We start from the raw sequence: 17142 nt of genomic DNA, 5'->3' as shown, positions 1-17142 counted from the left end.
AACAATTTGTTATAATTTGTTATTTTTCTACAATTTATTTGCTGATACACAAAAGAGTAATAACTTTGCTCAAAATAGTTTATAAAAATGCAAGCAAAAGATTTACTGCAGTTAGCAGACCAATTTGGAAGTCCATTGTATGTTTACGATGCCGAAAAAATCCAATCTCAGTACAATAGATTAACTAAAGCTTTCTCTAAAGTAGAAAACTTAAGAGTTAATTACGCCATGAAGGCATTGTCTAACGTTGCGATTCTTCAGTTATTAAAGAACATGGGGTCTGGCTTAGACACTGTATCAATTCAGGAAGTTCAGTTAGGACTTCATGCTGGCTATGATCCTGACAAAATTTTCTTTACACCAAACGGCGTTTCTCTAGAAGAAATCGAAGAAGTTGCCGCAATGGGTGTACAAATCAATATCGACAACTTATCTATTCTGGAGCAATTCGGAACAAAACATCCACATATTCCAGTTTGTATTCGTATCAATCCGCACGTAATGGCGGGCGGAAATGCTAATATTTCTGTAGGACATATCGATAGTAAATTCGGAATTTCTGTACACCAGATTCCGCATATCTTACGAATTGTTGAGAATACAAAAATGAGTATTGTTGGAATTCACATGCACACAGGATCTGATATTTTAGATATCGAAGTATTCTTGTATGCTGCTGAAATTTTGTTTGATACTGCAAAACACTTCAAAGATTTACAATTCTTAGATTTTGGAAGCGGATTCAAAGTTCCTTACAAAAAAGACGATATCGAAACCGATATTGAAGAATTAGGTAAAAAATTATCTAAAAGATTCAATGCTTTCTGTGCAGAATACGGTAGAGATTTAACCTTAATTTTCGAACCAGGAAAATTCTTGGTGAGTGAAGCAGGTCATTTCTTAGTAAAAGTAAACGTAGTAAAACAAACAACCTCAACAGTTTTCGCTGGAGTTGATAGTGGTTTCAACCACTTAATTCGTCCAATGTTGTACGGATCTTCACACCATATTGAAAACATCTCTAACCCAAAAGGAAAAGAGCGTTTTTACTCAGTTGTAGGATACATTTGCGAAACGGATACTTTTGCAAACAACCGTAGAATTCAAGAAATTACTGAAGGAGATATTTTATCTTTCAGAAATGCAGGAGCATACTGTTTCTCAATGTCTTCGAACTACAATTCAAGATACAAACCAGCCGAAGTTCTTTGGATGAACGGACAAGGAATCTTGATTCGCCAAGCCGAAACTTTTGAAGATTTACTTAAAAATCAAATTCCGTTACCGCAAGAAGTTGCCGCTACGGTTTAACAATAGAAAAAAAGAGAATATCATGCGAAGTCCCGTTTCTTAATTGAGGCGGGATTTTTTTATTTTTTGTTTCACGCAGATTTTGCAGATTGAATACATTTTATTTTGAGATATTGCCAGGTTGAGCGATCCCGATCCCGAAGGCTCGGGACGGGAGAAGCCACTTAAAGCAAGTCGCCAACATAGAACGCAGATAACCCAGATTCGCTTCGCGAAAACACGGACTGAAACGGATTTTTCTCATGATCTTGAATCTACTTGATTTAATACTACGCTATTACGGTGTGTGTGTGTGTTGCGGTGAAAGCTCCAGAGGAGCTGAATATTTATAGCACTATTTATTTCCATGTACAAAAAGCTCCTGCGGAGCGACATCATTCTTTAAAAATATACCGCTCCTCTGGAGCTTGAAATCTACGCTGTACATAATTGCTATAAATATTTATGCTCCGCTGGAGCTTTTTACTAAATAAAGATGAACATACTTTGTGATTAAAAAAACTTTCTCAAAGTTTGAAACTTTGAGAAAATTATACGCAATTTTGTTTAAAGCCGGCTCGAGCTTTTGTAACTGCGAGATCCGAAAGGTTTTAAAAACCTGTCGGGTTTACGCTCTCATAAGTGCAAAGTTCAAAACATCGTCCAATTTGTCATTTCGACGAAGGAGAAATCTTCGCAAGTAACTCCACAAAACAAATTGCCAACATAGAACGCAGATGACCCAAATTCGCTTCGCGAAAACACTGATTAAAACGGATTTTTCTCATGATCTTGAATCTACTTGATTTAATACTACGCTATTACGGTGTGTGTGTGTTGCGGTGAAAGCTCCAGAGGAGCTGAATATTTATAGTACTATTTATTTCCATGTACAAAAAGCTCCAGCGGAGCGACATCATTCTTTAAAAATATACCGCTCCTCTGGAGCTTGAAATCTACGATGTACGTAATTGCTATAAATATTTATGCTACGCTGGAGCTTTTTTACTAAATAAAGATGAACATACTTTGTGATTAAAAAACTTTCTCAAAGTTTGAAACTTTGAGAAAATTATGCGCAATTTTGTTTAAGGCCGGCTCCAGCTTTTGTAACTGCGAGATCCGAAAGGTTTTAAAAACCTGTCGGGTTTATGCTCTCATAAGTGCAAAGTTCAAAACATCGTCCAATTTGTCATTTCGACGAAGGAGAAATCTTCGTAAGTAACTCCACAAAGTTTAGAAAACATACCAATAAAAGAAAGAAAAATCCTAAATTAATTTTATCTTTAGCATCAAAAAAAATGCTGCATCAAGAAGGCTATCATACTTACTACATATACATACTAACCAATAAATACAAAACCGTTTTCTACACAGGAGTTACAAATAATTTAAGAATTCGTTTAGGGCAACATACAGAAAACAGCACCAGAGGCAATAAAACATTTGCATCAAAGTATAATATTATATACTTGATATATTATGAAAAATTTACATGGATACAAGAAGCAATTGCTAGAGAAAAAGAAATAAAAGACTGGCGCAGAGAAAAGAAAATCGAATTGATAAAAACTATTAATCCAGATTTGGATTTTTTGAATTATTTATTTGAATAATCTATACTAAAATTTCCTCTCTTTGTAGAGTTACTTGCGAAGATTTCTCCTTCGTCGAAATGACAAGATTGGGCATAATTGCGATTTGAAATTGAAACTTAGAATAATAAGCTATCTCATAAAAATCATATATTTACTCTTTAAAAAAAAATCAAAAAAAATTAAATACCTTTGAAATATGAGCACAGCAACAAAACCAAAACATATCGGCAGAAATATCAGCCGAATCAGAGAGCTTAAAGGTATGAAGCAGGATGCTTTGGCGTACGAAATTGGCTTAAGCCAACAGACTATTTCAAGCATTGAAGGAAGCGAAACTGTTGAAAAAGACAAACTTGAAAAAATAGCAAACGCACTCGGTGTTACTGTAGAAGCAATTGAAAGTTTTTCGGAAGAAAATGTATTTAATTATTTCAATAACTTTTATGATAACAGTACTGCTGGAAATGGAATTTTTAATAATCCAAACAATTGCACATTCAATCCGCTTGATAAAGTTGTAGAACTTTATGAACGTCTGGTTCAGGCTGAAAAAGACAAAGTTGAGTATTTAGAAAAATTATTAAAAGATAAATAATTTTCTAAAATATAAATTTTAAAAAGCACAAGTAACACTTTACTCTGTGCTTTTTTTATAAACAAAAAAACATGAATCCAATTCTACATTTAATAACCGAAACATTCAATAAAAAAGAAACTGACAATTTAAATAACAATGAACTTCAAACAAATCGATATTCGTAAAGTAGATTCTACAGGAAATTTCAAATTAAATCACGATTACGTTCTTTCTTATGACCATTTTGATGGCTGGTCTGAAAGATTATTGGGAGTAGGAATCTATATTGATCTAATTTTCGAATGCAAAGTTGATATTGATTTTCGCACATGGAATCGCGATAGCACCAGATATGAAAAGCAATTTGGATGCGAAGTACCTTTAGAGATTAAAAATATAATTTCTGAATTAATGAATCTTGATCCTTTAACATTAAAATATTATTACGCAGATATGAGTATGGATGATATGAGCACTCAGCATTTTGTTATTAATCATGGCGGTGTATCTCATAATGTTGGAATCGGAATTTTACTTAAAAAACCGCAGCCAGAAAATCCATCCGAAAAGCTATTTTTCGATTTAATTGAACTTTTTAAAAAATGGCGTGAAGAAATTTATCAAGAATGTCTAAAGGAAATTAAATAGCTTGACACAGATTTTTCTCTACACAACAAACTCAATAAACTCAAATAAAAAATATTATTTTAGCCTTACCAAATCAAACCCCAAAATCAATGAAAATTACAATTACCCTATCAACTCTACTCCTACTATTTACAACAAATTCTTTCAGTCAAACCCTTGCTGATTTAAAACTAAAACCAAAAGAAATTCCGAAAGGCGGTTATATGGTAAGCGACGGAAATATCTGCATTACGCCGCAAGCCTGCAATTTTTATACTGATATTGAAACTTACAGTAATATTGTCGGAACTGTAAAAAGCAAAGCCATTCAGAGTTTTAAAAGTAAAGCAGATCGTGGTTCTATTATCTATTTTGAATTTGATCATGTCTTTAAAGGTGATAGATTCCTGCAAGGCTTATTGTGGGGAAAAGCGGGCGAACCAACTGATGAACATCCGGAAGAATATGTTGTAAAAGGAAAATTCTTGATTATCTGGAGTTTTAAATCAGACAGTCCTATTAGAGAAAAATCGGAGGCTAAAATAGAAGCTCTTTTGCCGTAGTATGCAAAAGCTTTTTGATGAAAACCAACCTAAAATCAAACTAAAACAAGCCTTTAATAAATGAAGCACATCATTCTAAAATTAGTACTGATAATTTTTACCTGCAATTTAGTAAATGCACAAAAGTTAAAAAAGACAGAGACTATTACAAAAAGTACTAATCCATTAGAAATCAACACTTCTATAGATTTTGAAATAAATGCCAGTTTAGACAGTACAACGGTTTCAAAAGAAACTTTCGCAATTCTAAAAGAGGTACAACCGTTACTTGATAAAGAAGAAAACGAAAAAGCGTATCAATTATTAAGTTATATTGACGAAAAAGACCTCGAAAAAAATGAAATACTGATTTTGAAAGGTATTGTGGCATTAAGACTAAATGATTTAGCTACTTCTTCGAGTTTCTTTTCAAGATATCTGCCGTCTGCTCCCAATGATTCTTTAAAAAGTTCTATTTATTATATGCTGGGGGTAATTGATCTGCAGCGTAATTTTAAAATCAGCGCCAATCTTAATTTTGAAAAATCATATGAATTGGATCAAAAAAATATTTCAACTCTCCTCATTTTAGGAAATAACAGCTTTGAAAAAAACGACTTCGAAAAAGCTATATTTTATTATGAAAAGCTGGTAGAAGTTAACCCTAATAAAAATAATGTATGGAATAATTTAGGCTTTCTTTATCAACAGCTTGGACAGCATGAAAAAGCAAAAAAAGTCTTTAGTAAAATTATAAAAGAGGAACCAGATGCGCCTCTTCCGTACAATAATCGGAGTTATTGTAATCTGCAGTTAGGACTTATCAAACAAGCGCTTGAAGATGTCAACAAATCAATTAAACTTTTTCCCGAAAATTCGTATGCGTTTAGAAATAGGGCTTTGGTTTACATCAAAATGAAAGATTTTAAAAAAGCCTGTGCCGATATTGAAACCGCTTTTAAATTGGGTTACACCGAAAAATACGGTTTCGATTTAGATGCTGTTCAGTCTGAAAATTGTAAAAAATAATGCCATTCGCCGCGCGTAGAAAATCGTCAAAGCAGAATAATTTAATCCAAGCTTCATTTATAATTCGTAATTTCGAAATCAAAAAACTTAAAAGAAAATGAAACCACAAATACGAATCCTGATTTATTCTATTCTATTCTTTTTATATCTAACTACAACACACTATTTTCTTTCGCTGGGCGAAATCTTAAAAACAGATCCTTATAGAACTATGGGCTGTGGTTTTGCGGTTTTAAATCTTATTTATGCCTTTTTTGGATTAAAATGGAAACCGTTGTTAAATGTAATCTGCTCCATCGGCATTGCTGCTTTGGCTTTGTTTCTGGCCTTGCAATTTGCCAATTTACATTTGCTTGTAAACTATGACCCGTATCTGGTTAAAACAGCCTTATTTGCCAATGCACTTTTCTCAATTATTTTTTGGGAAATCGTGTATCAGATCAAAATAAGGAATACCAAAATTTAAACTCGAACCTACCCCAAAAAACAATGATAAAAATCGTTACTTCTCTTTTACTATTATTCTCTTTTCCCCTTTTTTCTCAGACAGACCCTAACGGAAATCCTATTTTTAATTCGGTTACAACTGGAACAGAACAAATTGATGATTTTGAATTGATTTCCAATTATTATACTTTAAAAAATAATATTGAAAACAAACAATCTTCTGTTTTTGTTGCAGAAAAACCAACCTTGAAGGAAGTTGAAAATGCCGCGCTGGGTTTACCATCAGAGTTTTTTGTGATTACTAAAAATCAAAAGGCGATCGCTATGATTATGATGATTAACCAGCCTAGAAAATATTTTGTAATAAATCCAGAAACAGGAGAAAGTAAGGAATTTAAAAGTTCTGCAAATGGAGATATTTCTGAAAACAGAGCCAAAGAATTGATTGAAAACAATTATGATCCTGCTTCTAAAATAGAAAAAAACACGCTTTACTTTAACAACAAAAAACTAAAAATAACTAGTGATAAGGACATTAAAGAAGACGTAGTTAGTTTAATTAAAAAACAAAAACTGAATACCGATAATGGTTCTTCTATGAAAATACTTTCTAAAGAAGATTTAAAAAATTATATTGTAACAGAAACTAAGCCAGGCGGTAAACTTGATTTTTTTACCGAAATCAAAGGTCATGAATATGACGGTATACAGATAAAACCTGGAGTATTTAGTACAAAACTTGGAATTGCACTTTACAAATGGGGACGCGCCAATTTTGACCTTGGCACCAATACTGTTGAAGATGCTTTAGATTTTTGGACCGCAATAAAAGAAAGAGAAGCCAATGTTCGAGAAAAAGAATATATCAAACTGGGATTTAATAAAGAATTAGAAAAATAAGATTTCAATTGACTTCAGCTTTAGCTGGAGGTTAGCAAAAAGTTTCAAAAAGGCTTTAGCTAAATAAATTTGGTTAAAGCCTTTTTTATTTTTAATTACAACTCCTTGTACCCAAAAAAATGGTTCAGGCTGGTAAAACCCAACATTCTAAAAACCAATAACTATGAAAAAACTTTTACTTGTTATTCCTTTTTTGTTTTTAGTTCAACTTTCCTATGCTGATGTTGCACCACGAAACACACATAGAGTTCCTGTTTGTGCCAAAATAACCAATACCAACGATTTTTATGATTTTGCTATTTTGTCCTGTTACAAACATTGGTCAGAAAAAAAGTACAGCTGTATAATAGTAAATCCTGATGAATGTGTAAATGATGGTGCTATAGTGGCTGTAAGAGGAGACTATCTGGAATCAAGGGATTCTATAGATTGGCTTAATGATAAAAATATACGTCGAGCACACATTTGGCTGGGCACTTACAGACACGTTAACGATAATCTTAAAATCTCTTCTATAGACGAGTTTTATAAAATTTTAGAAATTAATGACAAAGATGTTGTACTTTATAAATACAAAGAACTGATCAGATATAGTGACGGAACTCCTTCAAAGCTAAAGAAATATCCGCATGCTCTAGTAAAACAATATTTTAATTACAACGAAGGAATTTATCCGTATGCTGAAGTAATAAATTTTCTAGAAGCGCTTTTACTTACAATTGGTATTGAAACTCTTATTCTATTTCTATTTTTCAAAACAATCTATCGAAATTTAAAAATCAGAAATATTCTTTTGTTGCTAACAGGAATTACGACATCACTAGCCACGCTGCCCTACGTATGGTTTGTTTTCCCCGTTTTTATTCACCACCGAATTCCATATCTCATTGTAAGCGAAAGTTTTGCTGTTATTATAGAATCTTTTCTTATTTATAAATTATTAAAAATAGAATTTAAAAAAGCTTTTTTAGTTTCTTTAATCTGCAATGTTATTTCTTTTTCAATTGGATTGCTGATCAATTATGTAACGGATTCAGAATACATATTTTCTCATGCAATTCTAACTTTATTTAAATAAAAACAATTTTAAAATTTACATCTAAAAAAGATAAAAAGAATACAACTAAATGAGCCGAATAGAAACCCAAATGAACAGTAATGATCTTGAAATCATAAAAAAGAAAGTTAATGAAAATGATTTGGTTGCTATTGAATATTCAAAACAGGCCTTCTGGATACTTAAAATTGAACATAATGGATTGAGTATTGAAAACAAAAGTATGACTGCATAAAGTGTAGGTATTTTTTTATATTAGCATTCTGAAATTTTCTATGCCTAATAATTAAATATGAAAATTAAAACTTTAGTCCTGTTATCTGTACTCGCTGTTTCTTGCCAAAAAGAAACAAAAACCGAAATCAAAAAAACTCAAATTGTAAAAGATAGTATTCCAATTTCTTTAAAACATACTGAAATAAAGGAAGAAGACACTATTGTAATTTCTAAAAAACACAAAACAAATAAGATTCTCTGCGACCTTGACGGCGATGGACTTGACGAAACCGTCGAAATTGTTCGAGGCTTGAAAAGTAATAAAAGCGGTCTGAGAATTATTTTCGGCAACAAAAAAAGAATCGATTATCTCGGAATGGGAAAAGATATAGTCAGACAAGGTTTTGATGAAATCGACTGGGCAGGGATATTTGAAAAAGCTCCAAAAAATGAAGTTTACTACAACAATATAAACAAAGAGGGCGAAATTATGGGTGAAGAGGAAGTTAAAGAAGAAGACCTAATAAAACTGCCAAACGACGGCATTTTCATTCACGCAGAGGAGAGTTGCGGCGGTGGCATTATCTACCTTAATAATGGAAAATACGATTGGATTCAACGCGAATAATAAACCTAGCAATAAATAACTTTTAAATTATTTTGAATATGAAAAGTACTGTAGAAATTGCAAATCGTTTTAGAGAAATTATCCTTAACGGAACTTGGGTTGCCAATACCAATTACAAAGACCAGCTCGAAAATCTAGACTGGGAGATTGCTGTAAAACCCATTCAAAACCTAAATACAATTGCCGTTCTGGCGCAGCATATTCACTATTACGTCAAAGGAATTAATCAGGTTTTTAAAGGCGGCACACTGGATATAAAAGACAAATTCAGTTTTGATTTTCCTCCTATTCAATCGCAGGAAGAATGGAATGTTTTTTTAGATAAATTTTGGAAGGATGCTGAGGAATTCGCTTTTCTGATTGAACAAATGCCAAACGATAAACTGGATGAAGGTTTTGTAGATGAAAAATACGGTTCTTACAGACGAAATATCGACGCTATGATTGAACACAGCTATTATCATCTGGGACAGATTGTTTTGCTTAAAAAATTACTAAATCATTAAACTATATATGCCTTTTATGAAAAATATTGCAATCTTATTATTATCTATAATTTTCTGTACAAGCTGTAAAGAAGATAAAAAAATTGAAAATCAACTTTCATCAAAAGCACAACCCACTTTAGAAGAACCATTTGTTTTAAAAGTAGAAAAAATCGATTCGACCCAATTTCCTAAATCAATTAAATACGAAGGTTTTGTAAAAAATGCCGTTCGCTGGAAAGACAAACAAGGTGATAATATTGTGATTACAACTGAAACCGGATTACATTTCAATAAAAAATTTATTCATGAATCTGATAATAGTACAGATGCTGAACTATTTGCATATCATTATATAGTTTCGGGAAATGACGTAAAACAAACCTGGAGAGTTTACGATTATATCTCAGATTGTCCGGTTGATATTGAAGCTTCGTTTGTAAAAAACACATTTAATGTAACCGATTTAAATCATAACGGAGTTGCAGAAATCTGGATAATGTATAAAACAGCCTGCCACGGCGATGTAAGTCCGTTAAACATGAAAATTATTATGTATGAAGGAAAAGTCAAATACGCCATGCGCGGCGAAGACAAAGTACAGATTGGTACTTTAGACAACGGCGAAAAAGAATTTATTGGCGGTGAATTTAAGTTTGATGAAAACTTTAAAAAAGGTCCAAAAGTCTTTAAAGAATTCGCCCAAAAATTATGGAATGATAATTTAATTGAAAATTGGGAGGATTAAATTTTTCGGGCATTTTGAATTCTTTTTGTCATTTTTTATGAAACAATAAAGTTCTTACCTAGCCCCGATAGAGCCGGTATCCTCGCAATGAAATGGAGAGATAAAGGCGAAAGCGGGATGAAAAGTTCTTTTGAAAACAAGATTTTTTGCTCCTTAAAAAAAATAGAAAAAGGCGTAATTGTTGAAAATTAAAAAAGATATGTACTTATAAAACCGTAATAAAATAAAAACATTCATTATAAAATACCACAAAAAAATAATTACAAATGGAGAAATTTAAAGAAGTTAGTTTAGACGATGCTATTCAATTGATAAACGAAAACAATTCAATTTTTAAAGAAGAAATTGTTGATGAATTAAATGCTTTTTACGAAGTAGCAGGAAAAATTGTTTTGTATTCTGGAGAAACTAATTTAGATAACCTAGTAGTAGGAAATGACATTGTTATTGTAAACGGAAATCTAAATATTGCTGACATAATAGAAGATTGTGAGAAGGTAGATTCGTCGCTGCTTATAGTTTTAGGAGATGTAAACTGCAAAAATTTAATTACGTTATCAAGCATGTACATAACAGGCGATTTAAATGCTAGGAATGTAGTTTTAGGAGATTCTCTTTGTGACTATGTTTTAAATGTCGGCGGTAATATTGTAACTAAAACAATATTAGATTATGGACATCATATTGTATCTGAGAAAGAAATTACTGTGACAGATGTTTTTTCATTTAATTCGATTTCAGATAAAAATGGAGGTATCGAACAAAATATGGAAAGAGAGGAACTAGCAGATGAAATTACGGAAATGGATGACGATGAGAAAATTGAAAATCTGAGCAAAACAATTGATTATATAAAAAATGGAGGAGAAATATTTAGGGTATCCTAAATAAATCAAAACAGCTGCTCTAGCCCCGATACAGCCGATATCTTCAAATCCCGATAACAATCGAGAGAAAAGATAAAGTCTAAATCGGGGCTAAAGGTTGTTTTGAAAATGGATGTCTCTGCACCTTAAATAAATTGAAAAAAGGCATAGTTGTTGAAAGTTAAAAAAGATATATTTACACCTTCAAACAGAATGCTATGCAAAAAATTACTTTACTAGTCTCTATACTCTTTCTAGCCGTTTCCTGCGGTGTCAAAACTACCCAGTCTTTACTGAGCGACGGCGATTATGACGGTGCTATAAACCGTGCTGTTGAAGGTCTTAAAACCAAAAAAGATTCTAAAGGAAAACAAGATTATGTTTACCTGCTTGAAGAAGCTTTTGCAAAAGCCAAAGACCGCGATTTAAGAAATCTTGAATTATTAGAAAAAGAAAAGAATCCGGTTAATTACGAGCGTGTTTATAATACTTATATTCAGCTAAATAATCGTCAGGAAAAAATCAGACCGTTGTTACCGCTTCCGTTATTGAAACTGGGTAAAAATGCTTCTTTCCCTTTTGATAATTATACAGATCGTATCATTAGCAGTAAAAACGATTTGTCTAAATATTTATACGATAATGCACAGGTTCTTTTAAAATCGAAAAACAAACTTGATTTTAGAAAAGCTTATGATGATTTGGCTTATTTGGAAAGTATTAATCCAAATTATAAAAATGCTAAAAAAATGATGGATGAAGCCCTGTTTAAAGGAACTGACTTTGTAAACGTATATGCAACAAACGAAACAGAAATGATTATTCCGAAACAATTGCAGAATGATTTACTAGACATCAGCACTTACGGATTAGACGATAAATGGACGGTTTACCACAGCTTGAAACAAAAAAATGTAGTTTATGATTATGGCTTGGTAATCAATTTTAGGGATATTGCTATTTCTCCAGAACAAATTAAAGAGAAAGAATTCATCAAGGAACGTCAAGTTAAAGACGGCGAAAAAACGCTTCTAGACAGCAAAGGAAAACCTGTAAAAGACAGTGCCGGCAATGTGATGAAAGTAGATAACCTTGTAACCATCCGCGCTAATATTTACGAATTCAGACAATTTAAATCTTGCTTGGTTACCGCAAAAGTCGATTATATTGATTTAAAAAGTAATCAGTTAATGCAGACGTTTCCGGTAAGCAGCGAATATGTTTTTGAAAATGTTTACTCCACTTACAAAGGCGACAAAAATGCCTGCGATCAAAGTTATTGGGGATATTTTGGCAAACGCGCTGTAGCTTTTCCGAATAACGAACAAATGGTTTATGATACAGGCGAAGATTTAAAAGCCAAATTGAAAAATATTATTATCCGAAATAGATTTAGGTAATTTTCATGACGAACCTTTTTAAATACAGTTTTGTAATTTATCGACTGCTTTTGATTTTGGCAATGCTACTTTTTTTTATTCCTGCATCGATGGATGGATTTGAAGGCTGGACTACACATTTTGATATTAAGGATTATCTTTTATTAGGATATGAAATTGTAACCGCTCTTTTATTGACGCTGTTTCTGCAAAAACAAAGTCGTACTGTTCGGATTTTGTTATTGATTTTGATTACGATCACTTTACCATTTTTGTTTTATGGATTGTATGAAATTATTCTATTTAAGTTCCAGAATTCAAATCATAACGATTTTATTCTTCTTACTGCCTTACTTTTATTTATTAGCTTAAGCTCTACGGTTTGGATCGGTTTGTTTAAAAGCAAAATCGAAAAATAGCAGCATCAAAAATAGATTGAAATAATGTAGTATCTTTAAGTCATAATAGCTTATTTCTAATACATTATACAAATGAAAAGAGAAAATTCAGTTGATATCGTAAGGGGAATTGTGATGATTATTATGGCTCTCGATCATGTTCGGGATTTAATGCATGTTGATTCTATAACCTTAAATCCAACAGATTTAACAACTACCTCTTCAGCAGTATTTTTTACAAGATTGATTACGCATTTGTGCGCACCAATTTTTGTTTTCCTGGCTGGAACTTCTGTTTATCTTTCACTTCAAAGAAAAAACAATATAGCCGAAACACGTTCTCATTTAATAAAAAGAGGTTTTTGGCTCATTTTTCTAGAATTTACAGTTGTCAATTTCGGACTCTTTTTTGACATAGGATTTCATACGCTTCTTTTCGAAGTTATTGCTGCAATTGGTTTCGGATTTATTCTTTTGGGTTTATTGTTAAAAATAAAGCCAAAACACCTAGGTCTTATCGGATTACTGATTATTTTCCTTCATAATCTTACACCGCTTATTCCGTTTAGCGAAGGTTCTGTACTCAAAAATATTTTAACTCCATTTTTTAATCCAACTGCAATACCACTTTTCGCAGGAAAAGTTTTTGTAATGGGCTATCCTCCTATTCCGTGGTTCGGAATCATGTTGGTTGGATTTTCATTTGGCCGTTATTTTCAATTATTAAAAGAAGAAAGAAAAAGCCTTTTTACTAAATTAGGAATAAGTTCGTTATTACTTTTTTCAGTTGTTAGATTCATAAACATTTACGGAGACCCTGCTTTGTGGTCAACACAAAAAGATTCACTTTTTACTTTTATGTCTTTTATGAATGCAACAAAATATCCGCCGTCGCTTTTATTCTGTCTGCTTACTTTAGGAATTATGTTTTTACTGCTTTCGTTTGCAGATCAATTTCATACAAAAATTCAAAATGCTGTAATGGTTTATGGAAGAGCGCCTCTCTTCTATTTTATAGTTCATTTTTACGTTATTCATATCTTAACATTGATTATGCTGTTTTTACAAGGATTCAATTGGGAACAGCTGGAATTTGCTTCTGGAACTTTCGGCAGACCAAAAGCATTAGAAAGCGGTTTACCTCTTTGGGCAGTTTATATCATTTGGATTTCTGTTGTAACGATTCTCTACAAACCCTGCCAATGGTTCGGAAGCTATAAAATGCAAAACCAGAATTGGTGGATTCGCTATTTATAGAAAATTCCAAACTTTTTAAATTCCAAATTCCAACTTTAGTCCGCATCTACACAATCAACTGTAAATCAAAAAATTAAACTCATTTTTTTTGGCAATCAAAAATTATTTCTATATTTGCAACTAATTGGTTGCGTATTTAATTAATTTAATAATGAAACGAGATATTTTTCAGGCCATTGCCGACCCGACCCGCAGAGCGATTTTGGTATTGATTTCGTCAAGTGCCTTGACACCAAATGCGATTGCAGAAAAATTTGATACTACAAGACAAGCGGTTTCTAAGCATATTAAAATTTTGAGTGAATGTGATCTGCTGGAAGAAAAAAAAATGGGAAGAGAGATTTATTACCAATTAAAAATTGATAAAATGAAAGAAATTGATCACTGGCTGGAACAATTTAAACAAATTTGGGAAAAACGTTTTGACCAGTTGGATCAGGTATTACTAAACTTAAAATCTAAAGAAAATGGAAAGTAATCTTTTAATGAATTTTTCGGTTGATAAAGAAAATAAAACGGTAAATATTAAGCGTGAGTTTAATGCACCGCTTTCAGATGTTTGGTCAGCATGGACCGAAGCCGACATTCTGGATCAATGGTGGGCGCCGGCTCCGTTTAAATCGGAAACTACTGTAATGGAATTTAAGGAAGGAGGCAAAAGGTTTTATGCCATGGTTGCTCCAGACGGCCAAAAACGCTGGAGTATCTTTGCTTATAGTTCGATTTCGCCAAAAACAAACTTCAAACATTCGTCTACTTTTTGCGATGCCGAGGGAAATCCGAATACTGAATTAGGAAGTTCTTATTGGGATATCCATTTTACTGAAAAAGGTGATTTGACTGTTGTGGATATCGCAATTAAACGTGACAGTCTGGAAGAATTGGAAAAAATAATCGAAATGGGCTTCAAAGAAGGAATTACGGCCACGATGAAAACTTTGGATAAAATTTTTGAAGATCAAAAGAGTTAAATTTAGTAACGAATCTAAAATATCAAGACTATGAAAAATAATCTTTTAATGGATTTTACCGTAAACAAAGAAACGAATACGGTACACGTAAAACGCGAATTTAAGGCCGATCTTTCGGCAGTTTGGTCGGCTTGGACGGAGCCTAAGATTTTGGATCTTTGGTGGGCGCCTGCTCCGTGGAAATCTCGAACCAAAAGTATGGATTTTAAAGAAGGCGGACGAAGATTGTATGCAATGGTTGGTCCTGAAGGCGAAGAACATTGGGCAATAGCCGATTTTAAATCGATTACGCCTACAACGAACTTTAAATATCTGGATGCTTTTAGCGACAGCGAAGGAAATTTAAACACCGAATTCCCGCGTTCAGATTGGAATGTAAATTTTTCTGAGCAAAACGGAAACACGTTTGTCGATGTTCAAATCAAACATGAAAAACTTTCTGATTTGGAAATGATCATCCAAATGGGCTTTAAAGAAGGATTTACAATTGCAATGGAAGGTTTGGATAAAATTTTTGAAGAAAGAACGAAATAATTGCTTTACTAAAAAAGGCCAGTGCAAAAAAAAGTGACTCGTATTAAATTTGTATTTTCGTTTCTTGAAATCATTTTTACTACAGTTACATGAATAAATTTTTTGCTCTGGCTTTTTTATTATTTACTTCGACTTTATTATTCAGTCAAAAAAACAAAACTAAATCTACAGAAACTTCCAAACCTTTTGTTTTAGGCGTTATTGAAGAAATTCAATCGAAAGAATTAGGAGAAAACAGAATTTTAAACATTTATCTTCCTGAAGGTTACAAAACTGAAGACGCTGCAAAATATCCCGTAATTTATTTATTAGACGGTTCTGCCGACGAAGATTTTATTCATATCGCGGGTTTAGTTCAGTTTAATAGTTTTGAATGGATCAATCAGGTTCCAAAATCGATTGTGGTGGGAATCGCTACAGTCGACAGAAAAAGAGATTTTACTTTTCCAACAACGATTCAAAATGATAAAACCCGTTTTCCGACTACCGGACATTCTGATCAATTTATTGCTTTTATCGAAAAAGAATTACAGCCTTTTATAGCTAAAAAATACAAGACATCGGAATCTAAAACGATTATCGGACAATCGTTGGGAGGATTATTAGAAACTGAAATCTTACTTAAAAAACCATTTCTTTTTAATAAATACGTTATTGTAAGTCCGAGTTTGTGGTGGGACAATGGTTCTTTATTAAATCTCGATTCTAAAATGCTTCAGGAAAATTTCTCGCAGCCAACAGAAATCTATATCGCTGTTGGTAAAGAAGGATTAACACCAACTGAAATTCCGCGTGTAATGGAAGTTGATGCCAATTTATTAGCAGAAAAAATAAAAGCTTCTAAAAGTAAGAACATCAAAGTACATTTTGATTATTTCCCCGAAGAAAATCACGGAACGATTCTGCATCCGGCGGTTGCGAATTCTTTTAAATTCTTTTATCCCCAAATCAAAAAATAAAATGAAGTTTCCTGATAACCCTGATATTATTCAAAATGAGATTTATGAAGCCGTCGCCATCACTGATAAAGTAGGTGACTTAAGAATTAGACAATTAATTCAAATTTTATCAAAAGTAAAACATGATTTAATTATTGAAGGCATTCTTAAGGTTTTTGAAAATGAAAATAGACTTGATTCGATTTATATTGATCAAAAATATGCAGGAATGATTCTAAAAAGTATAAAACCCAAAACAGAAGAAAACATGGAGTTCTTATTGAATCGGGTTTTAAAAAACTGGAATAAAAGTATTGAAGAGCTTCCTTTCTGGTTTAAAGACAATTACGGAATTGAAAAAGTAAAAAAAGCATTTTCAAAAGTTGAAAGTACCCCTTTATCCGAAATCGAATTGGATAAACTAAAAACCATGCAATGGATGCTTCAAATACATTCTGAAGCATAATTTTTTTTCAACCTTTCCTTCAATCTACACTCTAAAATCTAAAATTAAGAAACTACCCCAGCCATCCTTCACGATCCAGACTTCTATATTGAATGGCTTCTGCAATATGCGACGAAACAATATTTTCTGAATGATCTAAATCGGCTATAGTTCTGGAAACTTTTAACTTGTTATTTCGATTATAGCAGT

The 17142-nt window shown here is 32.4% G+C and carries 22 protein-coding genes and 1 pseudogene; 22 read left to right on the top strand and 1 reads right to left on the bottom strand.

The features are described 5' to 3' along the window. Positions 1-87 precede the first annotated feature (87 nt). The 22 genes from lysA (at position 88) to C4F50_RS01140 (ending at position 16953) form a co-directional block, all read left to right on the top strand. Positions 88-1311, top strand: coding sequence for a diaminopimelate decarboxylase (lysA, locus tag C4F50_RS01245; RefSeq protein ID WP_193844620.1), 1224 nt, complete (start codon positions 88-90; stop codon positions 1309-1311). 1280 nt (positions 1312-2591) lie between these two features. Then, on the top strand, positions 2592-2906 hold the full coding sequence (locus tag C4F50_RS01240) for a GIY-YIG nuclease family protein (protein ID WP_193844619.1): 315 nt from the start codon (positions 2592-2594) through the stop codon (positions 2904-2906). A 178-nt stretch (positions 2907-3084) separates the two neighbouring features. Next, positions 3085-3483: a helix-turn-helix domain-containing protein gene (locus C4F50_RS01235; protein WP_193844618.1), complete on the top strand. Its 399-nt coding sequence runs from the start codon at positions 3085-3087 to the stop codon at positions 3481-3483. 138 nt (positions 3484-3621) lie between these two features. Beyond that, entirely contained in the window at positions 3622-4113 is a 492-nt protein-coding gene (locus C4F50_RS01230) for a hypothetical protein (protein ID WP_193844617.1), read from the top strand. An 89-nt stretch (positions 4114-4202) separates the two neighbouring features. Further along, a complete protein-coding gene (locus C4F50_RS01225; RefSeq protein ID WP_193844616.1) occupies positions 4203-4655 on the top strand; it encodes a hypothetical protein in 453 nt (150 codons plus the stop codon). Positions 4656-4715: 60 nt separating this feature from the next. Beyond that, the gene (locus tag C4F50_RS01220) at positions 4716-5663 is read left to right on the top strand and encodes a tetratricopeptide repeat protein (RefSeq protein WP_193844615.1); all 948 of its coding nucleotides are present in this window, start codon (positions 4716-4718) and stop codon (positions 5661-5663) included. A gap of 97 nt (positions 5664-5760) precedes the next feature. Next, positions 5761-6129 carry a hypothetical protein gene (locus tag C4F50_RS01215; protein ID WP_193844614.1) on the top strand — a complete coding sequence of 123 codons (369 nt, stop codon included), beginning with the start codon at positions 5761-5763 and terminating at the stop codon, positions 6127-6129. A 23-nt stretch (positions 6130-6152) separates the two neighbouring features. Continuing rightward, entirely contained in the window at positions 6153-7010 is an 858-nt protein-coding gene (locus C4F50_RS01210) for a hypothetical protein (protein ID WP_193844613.1), read from the top strand. A 163-nt stretch (positions 7011-7173) separates the two neighbouring features. After that, positions 7174-8088: a hypothetical protein gene (locus C4F50_RS01205; protein WP_193844612.1), complete on the top strand. Its 915-nt coding sequence runs from the start codon at positions 7174-7176 to the stop codon at positions 8086-8088. Positions 8089-8137: 49 nt separating this feature from the next. After that, positions 8138-8302 (top strand): hypothetical protein, encoded by a 165-nt coding sequence (locus C4F50_RS01200; RefSeq protein WP_193844611.1) that lies wholly within the window; start codon positions 8138-8140, stop codon positions 8300-8302. Between the two features lie 57 nt (positions 8303-8359). Then, positions 8360-8911, top strand: coding sequence for a hypothetical protein (locus tag C4F50_RS01195; protein ID WP_193844610.1), 552 nt, complete (start codon positions 8360-8362; stop codon positions 8909-8911). 38 nt (positions 8912-8949) lie between these two features. Beyond that, entirely contained in the window at positions 8950-9417 is a 468-nt protein-coding gene (locus tag C4F50_RS01190; RefSeq protein WP_193844609.1) for a DUF1572 domain-containing protein, read from the top strand. A 16-nt stretch (positions 9418-9433) separates the two neighbouring features. After that, positions 9434-10144, top strand: a complete 711-nt coding sequence (locus C4F50_RS01185) for a M949_RS01915 family surface polysaccharide biosynthesis protein (RefSeq protein WP_193844608.1) — start codon at positions 9434-9436, stop codon at positions 10142-10144. Positions 10145-10410: 266 nt separating this feature from the next. Continuing rightward, a complete protein-coding gene (locus C4F50_RS01180; protein WP_193844607.1) occupies positions 10411-11031 on the top strand; it encodes a hypothetical protein in 621 nt (206 codons plus the stop codon). A gap of 197 nt (positions 11032-11228) precedes the next feature. Beyond that, entirely contained in the window at positions 11229-12410 is a 1182-nt protein-coding gene (locus tag C4F50_RS01175; protein WP_193844606.1) for a hypothetical protein, read from the top strand. 5 nt (positions 12411-12415) lie between these two features. Next, positions 12416-12808, top strand: coding sequence for a hypothetical protein (locus C4F50_RS01170; RefSeq protein ID WP_193844605.1), 393 nt, complete (start codon positions 12416-12418; stop codon positions 12806-12808). A 72-nt stretch (positions 12809-12880) separates the two neighbouring features. Then, a complete protein-coding gene (locus tag C4F50_RS01165) occupies positions 12881-14044 on the top strand; it encodes an acetyltransferase domain-containing protein (RefSeq protein ID WP_193844604.1) in 1164 nt (387 codons plus the stop codon). A 151-nt stretch (positions 14045-14195) separates the two neighbouring features. Then, a complete protein-coding gene (locus C4F50_RS01160; protein ID WP_193844603.1) occupies positions 14196-14522 on the top strand; it encodes an ArsR/SmtB family transcription factor in 327 nt (108 codons plus the stop codon). Next, complete coding sequence (locus tag C4F50_RS01155) at positions 14512-15015, top strand: SRPBCC family protein (RefSeq protein WP_193844602.1); 504 nt, start codon at positions 14512-14514, stop codon at positions 15013-15015. The genes C4F50_RS01160 and C4F50_RS01155 overlap by 11 nt, the downstream gene beginning before the upstream one ends. A gap of 30 nt (positions 15016-15045) precedes the next feature. Then, positions 15046-15549, top strand: a complete 504-nt coding sequence (locus C4F50_RS01150; RefSeq protein WP_193844601.1) for an SRPBCC family protein — start codon at positions 15046-15048, stop codon at positions 15547-15549. A gap of 89 nt (positions 15550-15638) precedes the next feature. Continuing rightward, positions 15639-16508 carry an alpha/beta hydrolase gene (locus C4F50_RS01145; protein WP_193844600.1) on the top strand — a complete coding sequence of 290 codons (870 nt, stop codon included), beginning with the start codon at positions 15639-15641 and terminating at the stop codon, positions 16506-16508. A 1-nt stretch (position 16509) separates the two neighbouring features. Beyond that, positions 16510-16953, top strand: a complete 444-nt coding sequence (locus C4F50_RS01140) for a hypothetical protein (RefSeq protein WP_193844599.1) — start codon at positions 16510-16512, stop codon at positions 16951-16953. Positions 16954-17005: 52 nt separating this feature from the next. Here C4F50_RS01140 and C4F50_RS01135 read toward each other — a convergent pair. Next, positions 17006-17122 (bottom strand): annotated as a pseudogene (locus tag C4F50_RS01135) (magnesium chelatase subunit ChlI family protein); the annotation flags it as partial. Positions 17123-17142 lie beyond the last annotated feature (20 nt).

Origin of the sequence: Flavobacterium hungaricum, from assembly GCF_015182285.1 — a bacterium.
GTDB classification, from domain to species: Bacteria; Bacteroidota; Bacteroidia; order Flavobacteriales; family Flavobacteriaceae; genus Flavobacterium; species Flavobacterium hungaricum.
This window is presented reverse-complemented; position numbering and strand designations above follow the sequence as displayed.